This is a genomic window from Streptomyces alfalfae (genome assembly GCF_004127445.1).
Classification (GTDB): Bacteria; Actinomycetota; Actinomycetes; order Streptomycetales; family Streptomycetaceae; genus Streptomyces; species Streptomyces alfalfae.
In genome coordinates this window covers 1-16,597 of record NZ_QEXM01000023.1, presented here as the reverse complement: position 1 = coordinate 16,597, position 16,597 = coordinate 1, and the positions used below count along the sequence as shown (strand labels likewise).

Genomic DNA, 16,597 nt, shown 5'->3' with positions numbered 1-16,597 from the left:
CGCTCACCGCCCCGAGCCGAAGCCGGAACCGGAGCCGGAACCCGAACCGAAGCCGAAGCCGGAGCCCGCGCCCTCGACCTTGGTCCGCAGCCGCTTGCCCTTCTCCGTGGCCTGTTCGTTCAGCTCCTGCTGGAACTCCCGCATGCGGCCGAGGAGTTCGGAGTCGTGCGCGGCGAGCATGCGGGCCGCGAGCAGGCCCGCGTTGCGCGCGCCGCCGACCGAGACGGTCGCCACGGGGACGCCCGCCGGCATCTGCACGATGGACAGGAGGCTGTCCATGCCGTCGAGGTACTTCAGCGGCACGGGCACGCCGATCACCGGCAGCGGGGTCACCGACGCCAGCATGCCGGGCAGGTGGGCGGCGCCGCCGGCGCCCGCGATGATCGCCTTCAGGCCGCGGTCCGCCGCCTGCTCGCCGTACGCGATCATCTCGTGCGGCATGCGGTGGGCGGAGACGACGTCGACCTCGTAGGGGATCTCGAACTCGTCGAGGGCCTTGGCAGCGGCCTCCATGACGGGCCAGTCCGAGTCGGAGCCCATCACGATGCCAATGACAGGGGAGCTCATTCGGTGATCGTTCCTCTGAGGTAGCCGGCTGCGTGACGGGCGCGGTCGAGGACCTCGTCCAGGTCGTCGCCGTAGGTGTTGACGTGTCCGACCTTGCGGCCGGGCTTCACGTCCTTGCCGTACATGTGGATCTTGAGCTGCGGGTCGCGGGCCATGCAGTGCAGGTACGCGGAGTACATGTCGGGGTAGTCCCCGCCGAGGACGTTGACCATGACGGTCCACTCGGCGCGCGGGCGCGGGTCGCCGAGCGGCAGGTCGAGCACCGCGCGTACGTGGTTGGCGAACTGCGAGGTGATGGCGCCGTCCTGCGTCCAGTGGCCGGAGTTGTGCGGACGCATCGCCAGTTCGTTGACGAGGATGCGTCCGTCCGGCGTCTCGAACAGCTCGACCGCGAGGTGGCCGACCACGCCCAGCTCCTTGGCGACGCGCAGCGCCAACTCCTGCGCCTGGCCCGCGAGATCCTCGCCGAGACCGGGCGCCGGGGCGATCACCGTGTCGCACACACCGTCGACCTGCCGGGACTCGACGACGGGGTAGGCGACGGCCTGGCCGTGCGGGGAGCGGACGACGTTCGCCGCCAGTTCGCGCACGAAGTCGACCTTCTCCTCGGCGAGCACCGGGACACCGGCCCGGAAGGGCTCCTCGGCGTCCTCGACGCCGCGGACGAACCACACCCCCTTCCCGTCGTATCCGCCACGCACCGTCTTGAGGATCACGGGGAACCCGTCGCCGCCGTCCGTCGCGCCCTCGGCCGCGAAGGCGGCCACGTCGGCCGGGTCCTCCACGATCCGGTGGCGCGGACACGGCACGCCGAGCGCCGTGAGCCGCTCGCGCATCACGCCCTTGTCCTGGGCGTGCACCAACGCGTCGGGCCCCGGGCGGACGGGGATGCCGTCCGCCTCCAGGGCCCGGAGATGCTCGGTGGGTACGTGTTCGTGATCGAAGGTGATCACGTCGCAGCCCCGCGCGAAGTCACGCAGCGTGTCGAGGTCGCGATAGTCGCCGATGACGACTTCGCCGACGACCTGCGCCGCGGAATCCTGCGGGGTGTCACTGAGGAGCTTGAATTTCAGGCCGAGGGGGATGCCCGCCTCGTGGGTCATGCGGGCGAGCTGACCGCCGCCGACCATGCCGACTACCGGGAACGTCACACCCCCAGGGTATCGGCCGGTCTCGGCCACCCCGCGCGCCGGGATCGGGCGCTGGTTAGCATGGCTGGGTCGACACGACCGAAACACCAATCCGTCGGCGCGTACGAGACCGGCACGGAACGTGCGGTACGACCGACGGGGGCTGGGGCGACGACCATGACGGACCGGGGCATACTGCGGGAGCGCGTGGACCGGCTCACGCGCGAGATCGCCAAGTTCGGGGCCGTGGGAGCGGTCGGCACGCTGGTCAACTTCGGCGTCTTCAACCTCGTGCGGCACGTCACCGACCTGCACGTGGTCCGGGCGAGCGTGATCGCCACGCTCGTCGCGATCGTCTTCAACTACGTGGGGTTCCGTTACTTCACGTACAGGGACCGTGACAAGACCGGTCGCACCAAGGAGATGACGCTGTTCCTGCTGTTCAGCGCGGTCGGCCTGGTCATCGAGAACGGCGTGCTCTACGCCGCGACGTACTGGTTCGGCTGGGACGGCAGGCTCCAGGCCAACTTCTTCAAGTTCCTCGGCATGGGCATCGCGACCCTCTTCCGCTTCTGGTCCTACCGCACCTGGGTCTTCAAGGCGCTGCCCGTGCGCGACCCCGTGGCCCACGCTGAATCGTTCCTGGAGGAGCCGCGGCAGGACGAACGGCCCGTGGTGCGCCGCGCGAGCTGAGGCCTTCCCCCTCGGCCGTGCGGCCGCCCCCGGCCCTCACCTGACGGTGTCGGCCGACGCCTCCTTGCTCGACGCCGGCGTACGCGACAGGAACAGGCCGAACACCGGCGGCTTCGTCTGGAGCATCTCCAGGCGGCCCCCGTCCGCCTCGGCCAGGTCCCTGGCCACGGCGAGGCCGATGCCCGTCGAGTTGCGGCCGCTGATGGTCCGCTCGAAGATCCGCGCCCCGAGGTCGTGCGGCACGCCGGGGCCCTCGTCCGTGACCTCGATGACCGCCTGGTTGCCGGTGACGCGGGTGCGCAGGGCGACCGTGCCGCCACCGTGCATCAGGGAGTTCTCGATCAGCGCCGCGAGGACCTGGGCGACCGCGCCCGGCGTGCCCACGGCCTCCAGGTGCCGCTTGCCGGAGCTGACGATGGCGCGGCCCGCGCTGCGGTAGGCCGGGCGCCACTCCTCCAGCTGCTGCTTGATCACCTCGTCCAGGTCGAAGGCGACGGCGGAGCCGGTGCGGGGGTCGCGGCTGTTGGTGAGCAGCCGCTCCACGACGTCGGTGAGCCGCTCGACCTGGGCCAGCGCGATCGTCGCCTCCTCCTTGACCGTGTCCAGCTCGTCGGTGACGGTGATCTCCTCCAGGCGCATGGACAGCGCCGTGAGCGGGGTGCGCAGCTGGTGCGAGGCGTCGGCGGCCAGCCGCCGCTCGGCGGTCAGCATCCGGCCGATCCGCTCGGCGGAGGAGTCCAGCACGTCGGCCACGCGGTCCAGCTCGGGCACGCCGTACCGCTTGTGGCGCGGCCGGGAGTCGCCGGAGCCGAGGCGCTCGGCGGTCTCGGCGAGGTCGGTGAGCGGGGAGGCCAGGCGGTTGGCCTGGCGCACGGCGAGCAGCACCGCCGCGACGATGGCGAGCAGCGCCACGGCGGCGATGATCAGCAGGGTGCGGCCGACCTCGCGGGTGATGGCGGCGCGGGGCTCCTGGACGGTGACCTTCTCGCCCTGCTCGCCGGGGGCGCTCGAACTGATCACGTCGCCCTTGGGGCGGGTGCCGATCTCGATCGGCTCGCGGCCGGGGATGTCGATGCGGGCGTAGCGCTCGGTGGCGATCTGGTCGCGGAGGATCGCGGCGGTGATGCGCTCATCGCTGATGAGGCGGCTGTCCACGATCCCGGCCAGCCGGAGCGCCTCGGAGTCGACCCGCTCCTGGGCGCTGCTGCTGATCGTGCGGGTCTCCACGATGACCAGGCTGACGCCGAACACCGCGATGACCACGAGGACGACGGCGAGGGTGCTGTTGATCAGTCGGCGACGCATCCCCCCAGTGTCCCGGATCGAAGCCCCACAGGGGCGCGGGGAACGACGCGCACAACCCGAGACGCCCCGCAGACGCGGACGACGGCTAACCCACCAGGGGCGCGGGGAACTGCGCGCACAACCCGAACCGACCCGCAGGCGCGAACGGCGGGTCGATGGCAGACGCGCCTGCGGGGCCGCGGGGCCGCAGGGTCGCCGCCACCGGCCCCGCAGGCGCACGCCGACCGCTCGCGCAGCCCCGCGCCCCGGGGGGCACGTTCCGACGCCCCCGGCGAGACTCAGCTCTTCTCGAAGCGGAAGCCCACACCGCGCACGGTGGCGATGTACCGCGGGTTCGCCGCGTCGTCGCCCAGCTTCTTGCGGAGCCAGGAGATGTGCATGTCCAGGGTCTTCGTGGAGGACCACCACGTCGTGTCCCAGACCTCCCGCATCAGCTGGTCCCGCGTGACGACGCGCCCGGCGTCGCGCACGAGGACCCGCAGCAGGTCGAACTCCTTCGCCGTGAGCTGGAGTTCGTCCTCGCCCATCCAGGCGCGGTGCGACTCGACGTCGATGCGCACGCCGTGCGTGGCCGGCGTCTCCTTCAGCTCGCTCGCGCCGCGCCGGAGCAGGGCCCGGACCCGGGCGAGCAGCTCGGCGAGGCGGAAGGGCTTGGTCACGTAGTCGTCGGCGCCCGCGTCGAGGCCGACGACGGTGTCCACCTCGTCGGCGCGCGCCGTCAGGATGAGGACCGGCACCGTGAGCCCGTCGGCGCGCAGGCGGCGGGCGACCTCCAGGCCATCCATGCCGGGCAGCCCCAGGTCCAGTACGACCAGATCGACGCTTCCCTGGAGCCCGGCGTCGAGGGCGGTCGGGCCGTCCTCGCGCACTTCGACCTCGTAACCCTCCCTGCGCAGGGCGCGGGCCAGCGGCTCCGAGATGGACGCGTCGTCCTCGGCGAGCAGTACACGGGTCATGGGGTGATGGTAGTCCGCGGTGGACAACGGCTGTGTGGTGATCGCACAGTGGGGATCGGACCCTGCGGCTATGCGGCGCGATCCTGAGAATCACCTTTGAATGTGTGCCGTTGGTTGCAGTGAAACCTGTGATCCATCTCTCAAGTCCTTCCATATGCACCCCTGGCGTGTCGTAAGGTGACTCAACGCCTGATGCACTACTCAAGGACCTTTGGCCCACTGTGCGGCCTTGGGTCCTTTTGTGTGCGGGCCGGCTCTGGCCGGCCTCGAAAGGAATGACCTGTGGTCGGGCCCTGCGCGTGACGAAGCGCCAGGGTGTGGATCCCGGAGTCTGCCCATCCCCTCCCCCGTGCATGGGGGTGAACCCTCCCCCGGGCGTGGGGACGGGGTGTGCGGAACCGGTGCCGACCGCCCCCCACCGGGCGCGCTCACGCTCTGTCGCGCGTCCCGAACCCACGAGGATCGACCCATGGCGTCCAGCCTGACGAAGGACTCCGCCAGCACCCCTGGCTCCGAGAAGACCTTCTTCGGCCACCCCCGCGGACTGGCCACACTCTTCATGACCGAGATGTGGGAGCGTTACAGCTTCTACGGCATGAAGGCACTGCTCCCGCTGTACCTGATCGCGCCCGGCGGCATGGACATGAGTGCCACCACCGCGACCGCGATCTACTCCGTCTACATGTCGATGGTCTACCTGCTCGCCATGCCCGGCGGCTGGATGGCGGACCGCTTCTGGGGTCCCCGCAAGACGGTCGTCATCGGCGCCTCCGTCGTCATCCTCGGCCACATCACGCTCGCGCTGCCGAGCTCGGCCTCCTTCTTCGCCGGCCTCGCGCTCGTCGCGCTCGGCTCGGGTCTGCTGAAGGCCAACATCTCCGTGATGGTCGGCCACCTCTACAAGGGCCCGCAGGACCCGCGCCGTGACGGCGGCTTCACGCTCTTCTACATCGGCATCAACCTCGGCGCCTTCCTCGCCCCGCTGACCATCGGCACCGTCGGCGAGAACGTGAACTGGCACTTCGGCTTCGCGCTCGCCGCGGTCGGCATGGCGCTGGGCCTCGCCCAGTTCCTGCTCGGCTCGCGCCACCTGAGCGAGCAGTCCAGCGTGATCTCCCAGCCCGCCACGGACGAGCAGCGCCGCTCGGCCCTGCGCACCGGTCTGATCTGGCTGATCGTCGCCGCCGCGCTCTACACGCTGATGGGCGTCACCGGGAACTTCGCCGACTGGGCGCTGATGCCGCTGATCATCGCCGGTCTGGTCATCCCCGTCGCGGTCCTCGCCCGCATGAAGCGCGACAAGGAGCTCTCGACGCTGGAGCAGTCGAAGCTGTCGGGCTACATCTGGTTCTTCGTGGTCGCCGCCGTCTTCTGGATGATCTACGACCAGAACGGCTCCACCCTGTCGATCTTCGGCAAGGGCTCGACGACGAACAACCTGCTCGGGTTCGACTTCCCGACCTCGTGGTACCAGTCGCTGAACCCGATCTTCATCATGGCGCTCGCCCCCGTGGTCGCCTCGGCGTGGCTGTGGCTGAACAAGCGGGGCAAGGAGCCGAGCACGGCCGTCAAGTTCGCCTCCAGCCTCACGCTGATCGGCATCTCCTTCGCCGTCTTCCTCATCCCGCTGATCGACACCGCCAACAACGGCGGCAAGGTCAGCCCGATGTGGCTGGTCGCGATCTACTTCATCCAGACCGTCGGCGAGCTGTGCCTCTCCCCGGTCGGCCTGTCGCTCACCACGAAGATGGCCCCGGAGAAGTACAGCGCCCAGATGATGGGTGTCTGGTTCCTCGCGGTCACCGCGGGCGACTCGGTGACGGGTCTGCTGACGTCCCCGCAGCTCAACGTGGATCTCAACAACAGCGGCGCGGTCGCCGTCGAGGCGATCATCGCGGTCATCGCGGGCTTCGGCATCTGGACGTCCCGCAAGAAGGTCAAGGAACTGATGGGCTCGGTCAACTGACCTCGTCCGCCGCGGCCTCCTAGCGCCGCGGGAACAGTGAGAGAGGGCCGCCGCACCGCCGGGTGCGGCGGCCCTCTTGCCATACCCGCTCCCGCTCTCCGCGCCGCGCCGTCGGCCTCCAGAAGGTCCATTCGCACGAACAACAGCCCACCCGCTCACCCAGGGCGGTGACGCGGAGGCGTTTCCCTGCCCATGGCCGCCGTCCCGGGTGGAACATCTGGCCCATGCGCCGCACCCTGCCCGTCGTCGCCCTCTGCGCGGCCCTGCTGTCGCCCGGCGTCACCGCCGAAGCGGCCCCGGGCCCTGCCCCCGCCCCGCCCTCCGGCCGCGTCTTCTCGTACGGCCAGCACGCCCGCCAGACCATCACCGTGTACGGGGGCGAGCCCTCTCGGCGCCCCGCCCTGGTGATCCTGCACGGCGGCTCATGGGCGCGGGACACCGACTGGAGCGGCTGGGCGCGGTGGTTCGCCGCCCGGGGCTTCGCCGTCTACGACACCGACTACCGGCTGACCTCCGACGCGGCCTGGCCCGCGCAGCGCCAGGACGTCCTCGCCGCCCTGCGGTGGGTCCGCGCCAGGGAGGGCGGCGAGCGCCCCCTCGTGCTCGGCTCGTCGGCGGGCGGCCACCTGGCCGTGCAGGCGGCCACGTACGGGACGGGCGGCTCACGGGTCCGCGCGGTCGCCGCGCTCTCCCCCGTGGCCTCCCCCTACCGCGCGTGGCGGGACGGCGGCGTCCCCGGGGCCCCCGCGGACCGCCGGGCGCTCCGCGGGGCCGCACAGCGCCTCGCGGGCTGCCGTCCCGACCCTGACGCGCGCCGCTGCTGGGCTCGCTGGACGGACCTCACGGCGGCCTCCCACGCCTCGCGCGGCGACGCGCCGCAGCTCCTGGTCCACTCGGCCGGGGACTTCGTGCCGCGGGCCCACTCCACCGACCTGGCAGGGGCCCTGCGAAGGGCGGGGCAGCGGGACGTGCTGGCCCGCACGGTCCCGGGCTCCGCCCACGGGGGGCGGCTGCTCAAGGCACCGGGCGTGGCCAAGAACGTCCTGGAATGGCTGCGGGGACGGGCCTAGCTCCCGTACCCGGTTCCCGGCCGTGCCTAGTTCTCGTCGGGCGTCCGCCGCGCGTCGTGGGGGCTCGGCGCGCGGCTGCCCGCGGGGGCCGGCGGGGCCGCGTCGGGCGTGAACCAGGGCAGGGCGGCTCCCAGGCCCCTGCCGCCCGCGCCGTGCCTGCCCCTGCTCACCCCCGACGGGGGCCTGCGCCGCCGCCGGGCCGACGCCTCCCGGCGCGGCGGCCTGAGCCGGTCGACGATCACCATGCCGACCCGGAACAGGGCCGCCGGCACGACCACGCACAGCAGCAGCCAGAACACGGTGACGCCCCAGGGCCGGCCCACGTCCCACGGCTGCTCGGCGAGGACCTCGCCGCCGAAGCGCAGGGAGACCAGGTAGTCGCCGTGCGCACCCCCCGTGAGCTCCACCGGCAGCTCGATCCGCGCCTTCCCGCCCGGCGCCACGGTCCCCTGCCAGCGCTGTTCCTCCCACTCCGGGGCGAAGACGCCGTGGGAGGCACCGATCCGGAAGACCGGGTCCTCGACGGGCTCCGAGCCGGTGTTGCCGACCGTGAGGACGAGCTTGCGCTGCGGCGGGGCGCCGAACCAGGTCAGCAGCCCACTGGAGCCTTCGAGCCGGGTGCCGCCGAGGACCGCGAGCCGGCCGCCCGTGGCTCCCTTCGGCAGCGGCTTCACCGGGTGGCCCGCGACCCTGAACGCGGCGTCCGCCCGCTCCTTCGCGCCCGTCACCGTGGCGACGCGGACGACACAGGGGCAGGGCACGGGCGGCTCGGCCACCGGGAGCTTCTTGCTGAAGGCCCCGTCCTTGCCGGTGGTCACGGCGCGCCCTTCGGCGTTGGCGCAGGAGTCGGTGCCGCCGACCACCCCCCTGCCGGGTTTCGACCGCCCGCAGATCAGCACCATCAGCAGGGCGCCGGGCCGCCACCCGGCGCCCTTGACGGTGACCGAGCCGCCCTGGCCCGCCTGCGCCGCCGAGAGCCGCACGGTCGGCCCGTCGGCCGCCGAGGCGACGGAGCCCGGCAGCAGCGCACAGCCGAGGCCGAGCAGCGCGAGGACGACGAGGGCCGCGACGGCGCGTGGCGCGGTCCGCGCGAGGGGCGGCGTGGACGGCTTCGGCGGCATCGGCGGCTCCTGGTCTGCTCGCGAGGTCCTTGCGGCGGTGCGCGCCGGGGCTAGCGCGAGCGCGCCGCCTGGTTCCTGCGGGTCAGCCAGAGCGCGCCGGCCGCGCCCGCGAGCAGCACGGTGCCGCCGAGGGTGCCGAGCGCGACGGCGGAGTCCGCGGGTCCGGTCTGCGGCAGCTCTCCGCCGCCGGAGGGGGCGCTCTCGGAGCCGCCGGAGGCGTCGGCGCCGCCGTTCGCGCCGGCGTCGGAGCCCGGGTCGGGGCCGGGGTCCGCGCCGTCGGAACCGCCGCCGCCCTTGACGGTGAGTTCGAGGGACGGCTTCGGGCTGTTGGACGGCGTGCACGTGGTCGTCGTCCCGAGGGCCTTGATCGTGAGGACCCCGGCCGTGAAGGTGACCTTGCCGCTCTTCTTCGGCGTGTACGTGCCCGAGAGGTCACTGATCTTGATCGGGGTGTTCGCGGGGATCGCCTCGGTGTTCGTCGGCCCCGACACCTTCACCGTGCCGCTCTCCGCGCCGCCCAGCCTGATCACCGCGCTCGGCTCCATCGCGCCCTTGCCCAACTCGACGGGGCTGGAGGAGACGCCCTTCTGGAAGGTCATCGTGAGCTTGTGGGCGCTGCCGCTCTTGACGCTCTTGATGTCGATCGGCGACACGGCGCTCTTGTCGCCGATCGGCGTCTTGCACTGGTAGTCGACGTCCCTCACGGTGGCCTGCGCGGCGGGGGCGGCCATCAGCACCGCTGAGCCGCCGGCCAGGGCGGTGGCGAGCGCGAGCGCGGCCGTTTTCTTGTACGACACCTCGAATACCCCTCATGCCGGTCGTCGTGGCGTGCCGCGGTGCGGAGTGACGCTGAATTACTGACGGCACATCAGATTGGGCGCTCAAGGTACGCCGGTGACCTTGCCGAGGGAAGACAAAGGACACGCCGGATCCAGGTGATCCGGCGCGCGAACGAACCGTGGGTAACAGCCGTGGCCCCGGGCGGCACGGCGGGCACTCGCGGGCCCGCGGTTCAGGCGGGGGCGCCCATCTCCGCCCAGACCTTCTTGCCCGAGGCCCCGGGCGTGCGGACCACGCCCCAGTCGAGGCAGAGCCGCTGGACGATGAACATGCCGTGCCCGCCGGGCCGCCCCGCCCGGTGCGGGGTGCGGGGCGCGGGCTGCCCCGCGCCGCGGTCGGAGACCTCGATGCGCAGCACTTTGCCGTCGGTGGAGAGCCAGAGCTCGTCGGGGCCCTCGGCGTGCAGGCAGGCGTTGGTGACCAACTCGGAGACGACGAGGAGCACGTCCTCGGCGGCGGCGCGCCGCTCGGCGCTCTCCGCGGGCAGCCAGCCCCAGGCATGCAGCGCCTCGCGCGTGTAGTCACGGGCCAGCGGGACGATGCCGCTCGCCCCGTTCAGACTCAAACTGCGGACCTGGCGAGCGCCGGGCTCCCCGGAGGCACGGTCCGCGGAAGCGTCCGCGACAGCGGCCTCGGACTCCGGGCCACGGTCGCCCGGCGAGTAAGGCCGGGTGGTGCTCATCAGCGCTTCACCTCACCGACAAGAGGACTGAGGACTCTGGCCACGCAGAGGACTCTGGACGAGTAGGGACATCGGCTGCTTGCCGTTCTGACAGATGACGGATTCAGGTCTCTCCTGCCCGGCCGGACCGTGAGAACACCCACTTATTCCGGACGGTCCATGTGACACCTATAACGCGTTGATCACATGGGGGCAACTGGTGCGTAACTTTCACGCGGGACCGCTGCGGACTCAGTCCGCCAGTGCCGCGTCGAGCGTTTCGTGGACCGTGAAGACGGCCTCCGCGCCGGTGATCTCGAAGACCCGCGCCACCACTGGCAGCATCCCGGCCAGGTGGATTCCACCCCCTGCGGCCTCGGCCTTGAGCCGGGCCCCGAGCAGCACGTTGAGTCCCGTGGAATCGCAGAACTCAAGACGCGAGCAGTCCACCACGAGCTTGGTGACACCGTCGTCGAGGCAGCTTTCCAGCGGCTCCCGCAGGACGTCGGCGGTGTGGTGGTCCAGCTCACCCGCCGGAGTCACGACGGCACTCGCCCCCGTCTTCTTCACTTCGACCAGAAGCCGGCCCATGTGCGCACTGCCGACCGTGCCGCGGTCCATCCGAAACTCTCTTCCGCCCCGTCGTACCTGGTTGATGACGTCCCCGAACATTACGCCCTCACCGCGCTTTGGGGTACCCGAACATCCTCCAGAATTCGGACATTTCACCTCAGAACGCACTTGCGACCGGAGAGTGGAAGCGGGTAGGGGTAGAAGAGACAGCAATCGACACGGACGGCTTTGGAGGCGCCGCACACCGCAGTGCACGTATTGGCATCGGCAGCCATATGCCGAGAACGATGGAGGACACCATGTCACCCCGGCTCGACGAATCGCATACTGACCAAGCGACGTCGACAACCCTGCCGCACCACTCCGCCACCGTGATCCCGGGCCCCGCCCATGAGTCCGCCCAGGCTCAGGACGCCCTCGGAGGTCTGCGCGACCTCCCCGAGATCCCGCCGTTCGACGAAGTGGCGCCGCTGGACGCGAGGGCCCTGTCCAAGACCCTCTTCGAGCGTCTGGAGACGCTTGAGGAAGGCACGCACGAACACGCTTACGTCCGCAACACCCTGGTCGAACTCAACCTCGCCCTGGTGAAGTTCGCGGCCTCCCGGTTCCGCTCCCGCAGCGAGCCGATGGAGGACATCATCCAGGTCGGCACGATCGGCCTCATCAAGGCCATCGACCGCTTCGAGCTCAGCCGTGGTGTGGAGTTCCCCACGTTCGCGATGCCGACGATCGTCGGTGAGGTCAAGCGCTTCTTCCGCGACACCAGCTGGTCGGTACGCGTCCCGCGCCGCCTGCAGGAGCTCCGGCTCGACCTGGCCAAGGCGGGCGACGAGCTCGCCCAGCAGCTCGACCGCGCCCCCACGGTGAGCGAACTCGCCACCCGCCTCGGCATCACCAACGACGAGGTCATCGAGGGCATGGCCGCGTCCAACGCCTACACGGCGAGCTCCCTGGACGCCCAGCCCGAGGAGGACGACTCCGAGGGCGCGCTCACGGACCGCATCGGCTACGAGGACCACGGCCTCGAAGGCATCGAGTACGTCGAGTCGCTGAAGCCGCTGATCGCCGAACTGCCGCCGCGCGAGCGGAAGATCCTCTCCCTCCGCTTCGTCGCCAACATGACGCAGTCCGAGATCGGCGAGGAGCTGGGCATATCGCAGATGCACGTCTCGCGCCTGCTCTCGCGCACGCTCGTCAAGCTTCGCAAGGGCCTGACGGTGGAGGAGTAGTCCGCACTCCCCCTCGCCCGGCTCCGCAGGGCCCGCCCGTGATCGACCACTGACCACGGGCGGGCCCTGCGGCTGTCGCCCACGCCCGTGACGCCCGCCGCCCACGTCCACCGGTCACCCCTTTGGCCGAATTGATCCGGTTTTCGAACACGCCCTACGCTTTTCGGTGAGGCAACGGCTGCCGCCGGATGGGGGCGTTGCGAGGGCTGGGGCGGGGGCGGTCATGGGCGTGGCGCCGGGGGAGGACGGGGACGGGCAGGGGCTGCTCGGGCGGGGGGAGTTCCTGCGGGGGCTGCGTGCCGAGTTGGAGCGGGCCCGCGGGGGGCGTGGCGGGCTGCTGCTGGTCACCGGTGAGGCGGGGATCGGCAAGACGGCTCTCGTCGGTCGCGCGGTGCACGAGGCGCGGCGTGCGGACATGGCCGTGCTGCTCGGGTCGTGCTGGGGGGCCGACGGCACTCCGGGGTACTGGCCCTGGACGCAGGTCATACGCGGTCTGCGCAGGTCCCTGCGGGCAGAGGCGTGGGAGGCCGCGTCGGAGGCCGCCGGTGTGGTGTGGCAGGTGCTGCTGGACGGCGGGGGCGGCGGGGCGGAGGAGCCGGGGCGGTTCGAGCTGTTCGACGCGGTCACGACCATGCTGGTCACCGCGGCGCAGCACCGCCCCGTCCTGGTGGTCCTGGAGGACGTGCACTGGGCCGACCCGGCGTCGGTCGCCCTCCTGGAGTTCGCGGCCCAGCACGTGTCGCTGGAACGGGTGCTGATCGTGGCCACGTGCCGGCTCGCCGAGGTCGAGCGGCCCGACCACTGCCTGCGCGACCGGTTCCGGTCCCTGACGGCCCGGTCGACGACCCTCACGCTCACCGGCCTCGGCGCCGACGACGTCGCCGAACTGATGCGCCGTACGGCGGGCGGCGCACCGGACGGCGAGCTCGTCGCCGACGTGCTGCACCGGACGGGCGGCAACCCCTTCTTCGTACAGGAGACAGCGCGCCTGTGGGCCGGCGGTCACGAGGTGAGCGGGATGTCACCGGGCCTGCACGCCTCGCTGCGGCGGCGGTTGCGTCTGCTGGACGGTGCCGTCGCCGGCTGTCTGGGGGCCGCGTCCGTGCTCGGGCGGCGGTTCCGCGTCGACACCCTGGCGAGCGTCATGGGCGCCCCGCTCGAAGAGGTGCGCCGGTGGCTGGACCGGGCCGCGGGCGCGCGGCTCGTGGTGGGCGAGACCTCCGGGGAGGGGTCCGCCCAGAGCGTGCTCTTCGCGCACGACCTCGTGCGCGAGACCCTGTACGGCGGTCTGGACTCCCGGCGCGTACGCCGACTGCACGCGGCCGCCGTGCGCGCGCTGCGCGGCACCGCGGACGCGCGGGACGTGACCCTTCCGGTGGAACTGGCCCGCCACGCCCACCTCGCCTTCGAGGAGCTGGACCGCGACGAGGCCGTGGACCTCCTGCTGGCCGCCGCGCGGCACGCGGAGAACCGCATGGCGCACGAGGAAGCGGCCGGGCACTACGAGCGCGCCCTCGACCGCCTCGGGGACGCGGCCCCCGCCCGCCGGGTGCTGCTCGGCCTGCACTTCGGGACGGCGCTCCAGATGCTCGGGGAGCATGAGCGCTCCTGGCGGGTGTACGCCGACACCGCCACCCTGGCGCGGGGTCTGGACGATCCCCTGCTGATGGGGTGGACGGCGCTGACCCTGTACGGATCCGACGGGCGCGGTGACACGGCCCTGCTGAAGCCGCGCGCCCTGCGGTGGGCCCACGAACAGCAACGCGCCGCTGCCGGGCAACCGGCGCCGGCGGGGGACGGCGGCGGACCGACCCTGTCGCAGTCCTCCCTGGCCCGGCACGTGGCAGCCGGTGTGATCGCCGGGGCCCGCGCGGCGGGCGACGACGACACGCTGCACATCGGCCTCTGGGCACGGCTGCAGTCGGAGTGGGGTCCTAGGACGGTGGGCGACCGGCGGGCCCTGGCGGACGAGCTCGTCGCGGTGTCCCGGCGCCGGGGCGACCGGTGGACGGAGCACGTGGCGATGTCCATGCGCTGGGTCGCCGCGCTGGAGGCGGGAGACCCGCGGTTCATGGAGGACTTCCACGCCATGGTGGCCCTGGGCGCCGCCGACGGCTCGGCCCGCCTGCGGCTGCACTCCGTGATCGACCACAGCATCGTCCACGCCCTGACCGGCAGGTTCGCCGAGGCGGCCGAACTCCTCGAAGCCTCGGAGTCGATGAGCACCCCGGGCGCCAACTACTACCACTACTTCGTCTCCCACCACCGCTGGAGCCTGCTCGTCCTGCGCGGCAGGTTCACCGAGGCGCGGCAGCTCCTCGGCACGCTGCGGGCCCAGCAGCATCCGTACGTCGACCTCGTCGAGGCCCTCGCCGAACTGGAAGCGGGCGAGTGCCGGGGCGTGCCCGTCCCCCGCCCCGGCGCGGGGGCGGGCGGTGACACGGTGCTCCACCGCAGCGTCACCCCGCTGTGGCTGCGCTACCAGGCGCAGGCGGCCGCCGCGTCGGGCGACCCGGCGTGGTGCGACAACGCCCACGCCGCGCTCGTCCCGCACACCGGCCAGTGGCTGGTCTCCCTCTTCGGGTGGGACATCAGCGGTCCGGCCACGCTCTGGCTGGGCATCCTCGACGCCGCGCGGCAGCGCTGGGACGCGGCCGTACGCCATCTCACCGAGGCGTGCCGGTCGGCCGAGCGCTTGCACGCCCTGCCCTGGTCGCTGCGGTCCCGCCTCGAACTGGCGGCCGCGATCGTGGCGCGGGGCGCTCACGACGAGCGGCACGTGGCGGGCCTGCTCGGCGAGGCGGAGTCACAGGCGCACGAGCTCGGCATGACGCATCTCCTCGCCCGCGTCGAGCACCTGGTCGGCGGGCGTGCGGCCGGCGCCGGTCATGCGGACGCCGGTCACCCCGCCCCGGACGACGCGCCCGCCGCGTACGAGTTCCGGCGCGTCGGCGAGGTGTGGCGGCTGACGTACGAGGGCCGCACCGTCCACATGCCCGACGCGAAGGGCCTGCGCGACCTGCACTGCCTGCTGGGCCTGCCCGGCCGGGACATCGCGGCGGTCCGGCTGCTGAACCCGGACGACGACACCGTCGCCACCGTGCACGGCATGGGGGCCGACGACGTGCTCGACGACGAGGCCCGCACCCGCTACCGACGTCATCTGGAGCGGCTGGACGAGGAGATCGACCGGGCGGTCGAGCAGGGCGACGAGCGCCGCGCGGCCGCCTACGACCAGGAGCGCGCGGACCTGCTGGAGGAGCTCCGCCGCTGCGCGGGCCTCGGAGGCCGCCCCCGCCGCCTGGGCGACTCGCGCGAGCGCGCCCGCAAGAACGTCACCGGCCGCATCCGTGACACCTTGCGCAAGCTGGACCAGCGGCACCCCGGCCTCGCGGCCCACCTGCGCCGCACCCTCTCCACCGGGACGATGTGCCGTTACACCCCCGACCGGGACCTCCGCTGGAAACTGTGACCGGCCGTCGCGGACACCGGTGCGGTGTCCGCGACGGCCTGCCGTGCGGAGGCAGGATCACAGCGGTTGCCAGTCGAGCCAGGTGCTGCCCGGCTGGTGCTGCCAGCGGTGGTGGACACCGCCGGGGTTGTTCGCGAAGATCTCCAGCCGGCCGTCCCGATTGCGCAGCCCCCGGATGAAATAGCCTCCGCCGCCGAAGTCCTGCCAGGTGCGCCACGCCCCCGACGCGTCCACCTGGTAGTTGTGCTGCAGGACGTCGTCATTCATGGCGAACACCTCGATCCGCTCGTCATGCGACTCCACCACCGCAAGCCGCGCACTCACCGGACCACCCAGCGGCTGCCAGTCGTGCCAGTCACCGGCCGGAACGTTCTGCCACCGGTGATGCACCCCCGAGTCATTGCTCGCGAAGACCTCCAACCGACCATCACGGTTCCTCGCCACCGCCAGATGCTCACCCCCCAGACCGAAGTCCACCCACTCCCGCCACGTCCCCACCAGATCCGTCTGACAGGTGTGACGGAAGATGTCATCGTTCATCGCGAACACCTCGATCCGCCCGTCCGACGCCGGAGCCGCCGCAAGCCGCGCACCCGCAGGACCACCCAACGGCCGCCAGTCATGCCACGTCCCACCCGGCGTGTCATGCCAACGGTGATGCACACCACCGCCGTTGGAAGCGAACACCTCAAGGCGACCGTCATGGTTCCTGGACACCGCCAGATGGTCCCCGCCCCCGCCGAACGCATACCAATCGGCCCACTCCCCCGACACCTTCGCCTGATACCGGTGCATGAACGTCCCACCGTTCATGGCGAACAACTCCAACCTGCCGTCCGGTGACGCCGCCAGCGCGACCGTCGCCGACGCCGGGCCGCCGAACGCCCGCCAACCCGACCACGCACCCCCCGGCTCATGCTGATACGTGTGATAGATCTGGTCGACCGCCGCATGGAACACCTCCACACGGCCGTCCACCGACATCCCCACCGCGAGCCGCTGCCGCCGGTCCGG

The 16,597-nt window shown here is 72.0% G+C and carries 14 protein-coding genes; 5 read left to right on the top strand and 9 right to left on the bottom strand.

The window, feature by feature from the left end:
• Window positions 1–3 precede the first annotated feature (3 nt).
• Window positions 4–567: a 5-(carboxyamino)imidazole ribonucleotide mutase gene (purE, locus tag DCW30_RS09245; protein ID WP_103557467.1), complete on the bottom strand. Its 564-nt coding sequence runs from the start codon at window positions 565–567 to the stop codon at window positions 4–6.
• On the bottom strand, window positions 564–1,697 hold the full coding sequence (locus DCW30_RS09240; RefSeq protein WP_232627140.1) for a 5-(carboxyamino)imidazole ribonucleotide synthase: 1,134 nt from the start codon (window positions 1,695–1,697) through the stop codon (window positions 564–566). Before DCW30_RS09240 ends, purE begins: the two co-directional genes overlap by 4 nt.
• 177 nt (window positions 1,698–1,874) lie before the next feature.
• On the opposite strand from DCW30_RS09240, the gene DCW30_RS09235 reads away from it, so the two are divergent.
• A complete protein-coding gene (locus DCW30_RS09235) occupies window positions 1,875–2,390 on the top strand; it encodes a GtrA family protein (RefSeq protein ID WP_076685808.1) in 516 nt (171 codons plus the stop codon).
• A gap of 36 nt (window positions 2,391–2,426) precedes the next feature.
• On the opposite strand, the gene DCW30_RS09230 is transcribed toward DCW30_RS09235, so the two are convergent.
• Window positions 2,427–3,695, bottom strand: coding sequence for an ATP-binding protein (locus DCW30_RS09230; RefSeq protein ID WP_076685807.1), 1,269 nt, complete (start codon window positions 3,693–3,695; stop codon window positions 2,427–2,429).
• Between the two features lie 278 nt (window positions 3,696–3,973).
• Window positions 3,974–4,651 carry a response regulator transcription factor gene (locus DCW30_RS09225; RefSeq protein WP_062778592.1) on the bottom strand — a complete coding sequence of 226 codons (678 nt, stop codon included), beginning with the start codon at window positions 4,649–4,651 and terminating at the stop codon, window positions 3,974–3,976.
• 469 nt (window positions 4,652–5,120) lie between these two features.
• Between DCW30_RS09225 and DCW30_RS09220 the strand changes: the two genes are divergently transcribed.
• Window positions 5,121–6,617, top strand: coding sequence for a peptide MFS transporter (locus tag DCW30_RS09220; protein WP_076685806.1), 1,497 nt, complete (start codon window positions 5,121–5,123; stop codon window positions 6,615–6,617).
• Window positions 6,618–6,841: 224 nt separating this feature from the next.
• Window positions 6,842–7,687 (top strand): alpha/beta hydrolase family protein, encoded by an 846-nt coding sequence (locus tag DCW30_RS09215; protein ID WP_076685805.1) that lies wholly within the window; start codon window positions 6,842–6,844, stop codon window positions 7,685–7,687.
• A gap of 26 nt (window positions 7,688–7,713) precedes the next feature.
• Here DCW30_RS09215 and DCW30_RS09210 read toward each other — a convergent pair whose 3' ends face one another.
• From DCW30_RS09210 to DCW30_RS09195, 4 genes are all read right to left on the bottom strand, one after another.
• Window positions 7,714–8,808, bottom strand: coding sequence for a hypothetical protein (locus tag DCW30_RS09210; protein ID WP_076685804.1), 1,095 nt, complete (start codon window positions 8,806–8,808; stop codon window positions 7,714–7,716).
• Window positions 8,809–8,858: 50 nt separating this feature from the next.
• Entirely contained in the window at window positions 8,859–9,605 is a 747-nt protein-coding gene (locus tag DCW30_RS09205) for an LPXTG cell wall anchor domain-containing protein (RefSeq protein WP_076685803.1), read from the bottom strand.
• A gap of 215 nt (window positions 9,606–9,820) precedes the next feature.
• The gene (locus DCW30_RS09200; RefSeq protein WP_076685802.1) at window positions 9,821–10,330 is read right to left on the bottom strand and encodes an ATP-binding protein; all 510 of its coding nucleotides are present in this window, start codon (window positions 10,328–10,330) and stop codon (window positions 9,821–9,823) included.
• Between the two features lie 231 nt (window positions 10,331–10,561).
• A complete protein-coding gene (locus DCW30_RS09195; RefSeq protein WP_062778581.1) occupies window positions 10,562–10,930 on the bottom strand; it encodes an STAS domain-containing protein in 369 nt (122 codons plus the stop codon).
• A gap of 251 nt (window positions 10,931–11,181) precedes the next feature.
• Here DCW30_RS09195 and DCW30_RS09190 point away from each other — a divergent pair, with 251 nt between their 5' ends.
• Together DCW30_RS09190 and DCW30_RS09185 are read left to right on the top strand one after the other, a co-directional pair.
• Window positions 11,182–12,111 (top strand): RNA polymerase sigma factor SigF, encoded by a 930-nt coding sequence (locus tag DCW30_RS09190; RefSeq protein WP_062778578.1) that lies wholly within the window; start codon window positions 11,182–11,184, stop codon window positions 12,109–12,111.
• Between the two features lie 223 nt (window positions 12,112–12,334).
• On the top strand, window positions 12,335–15,583 hold the full coding sequence (locus DCW30_RS09185; protein ID WP_076685801.1) for an AAA family ATPase: 3,249 nt from the start codon (window positions 12,335–12,337) through the stop codon (window positions 15,581–15,583).
• Between the two features lie 57 nt (window positions 15,584–15,640).
• Here the strand turns inward: DCW30_RS09185 and DCW30_RS36635 are convergent.
• A partial coding sequence (locus tag DCW30_RS36635; protein ID WP_479683387.1) for a PLL family lectin occupies window positions 15,641–16,597 on the bottom strand: 957 nt, incomplete at its 5' end.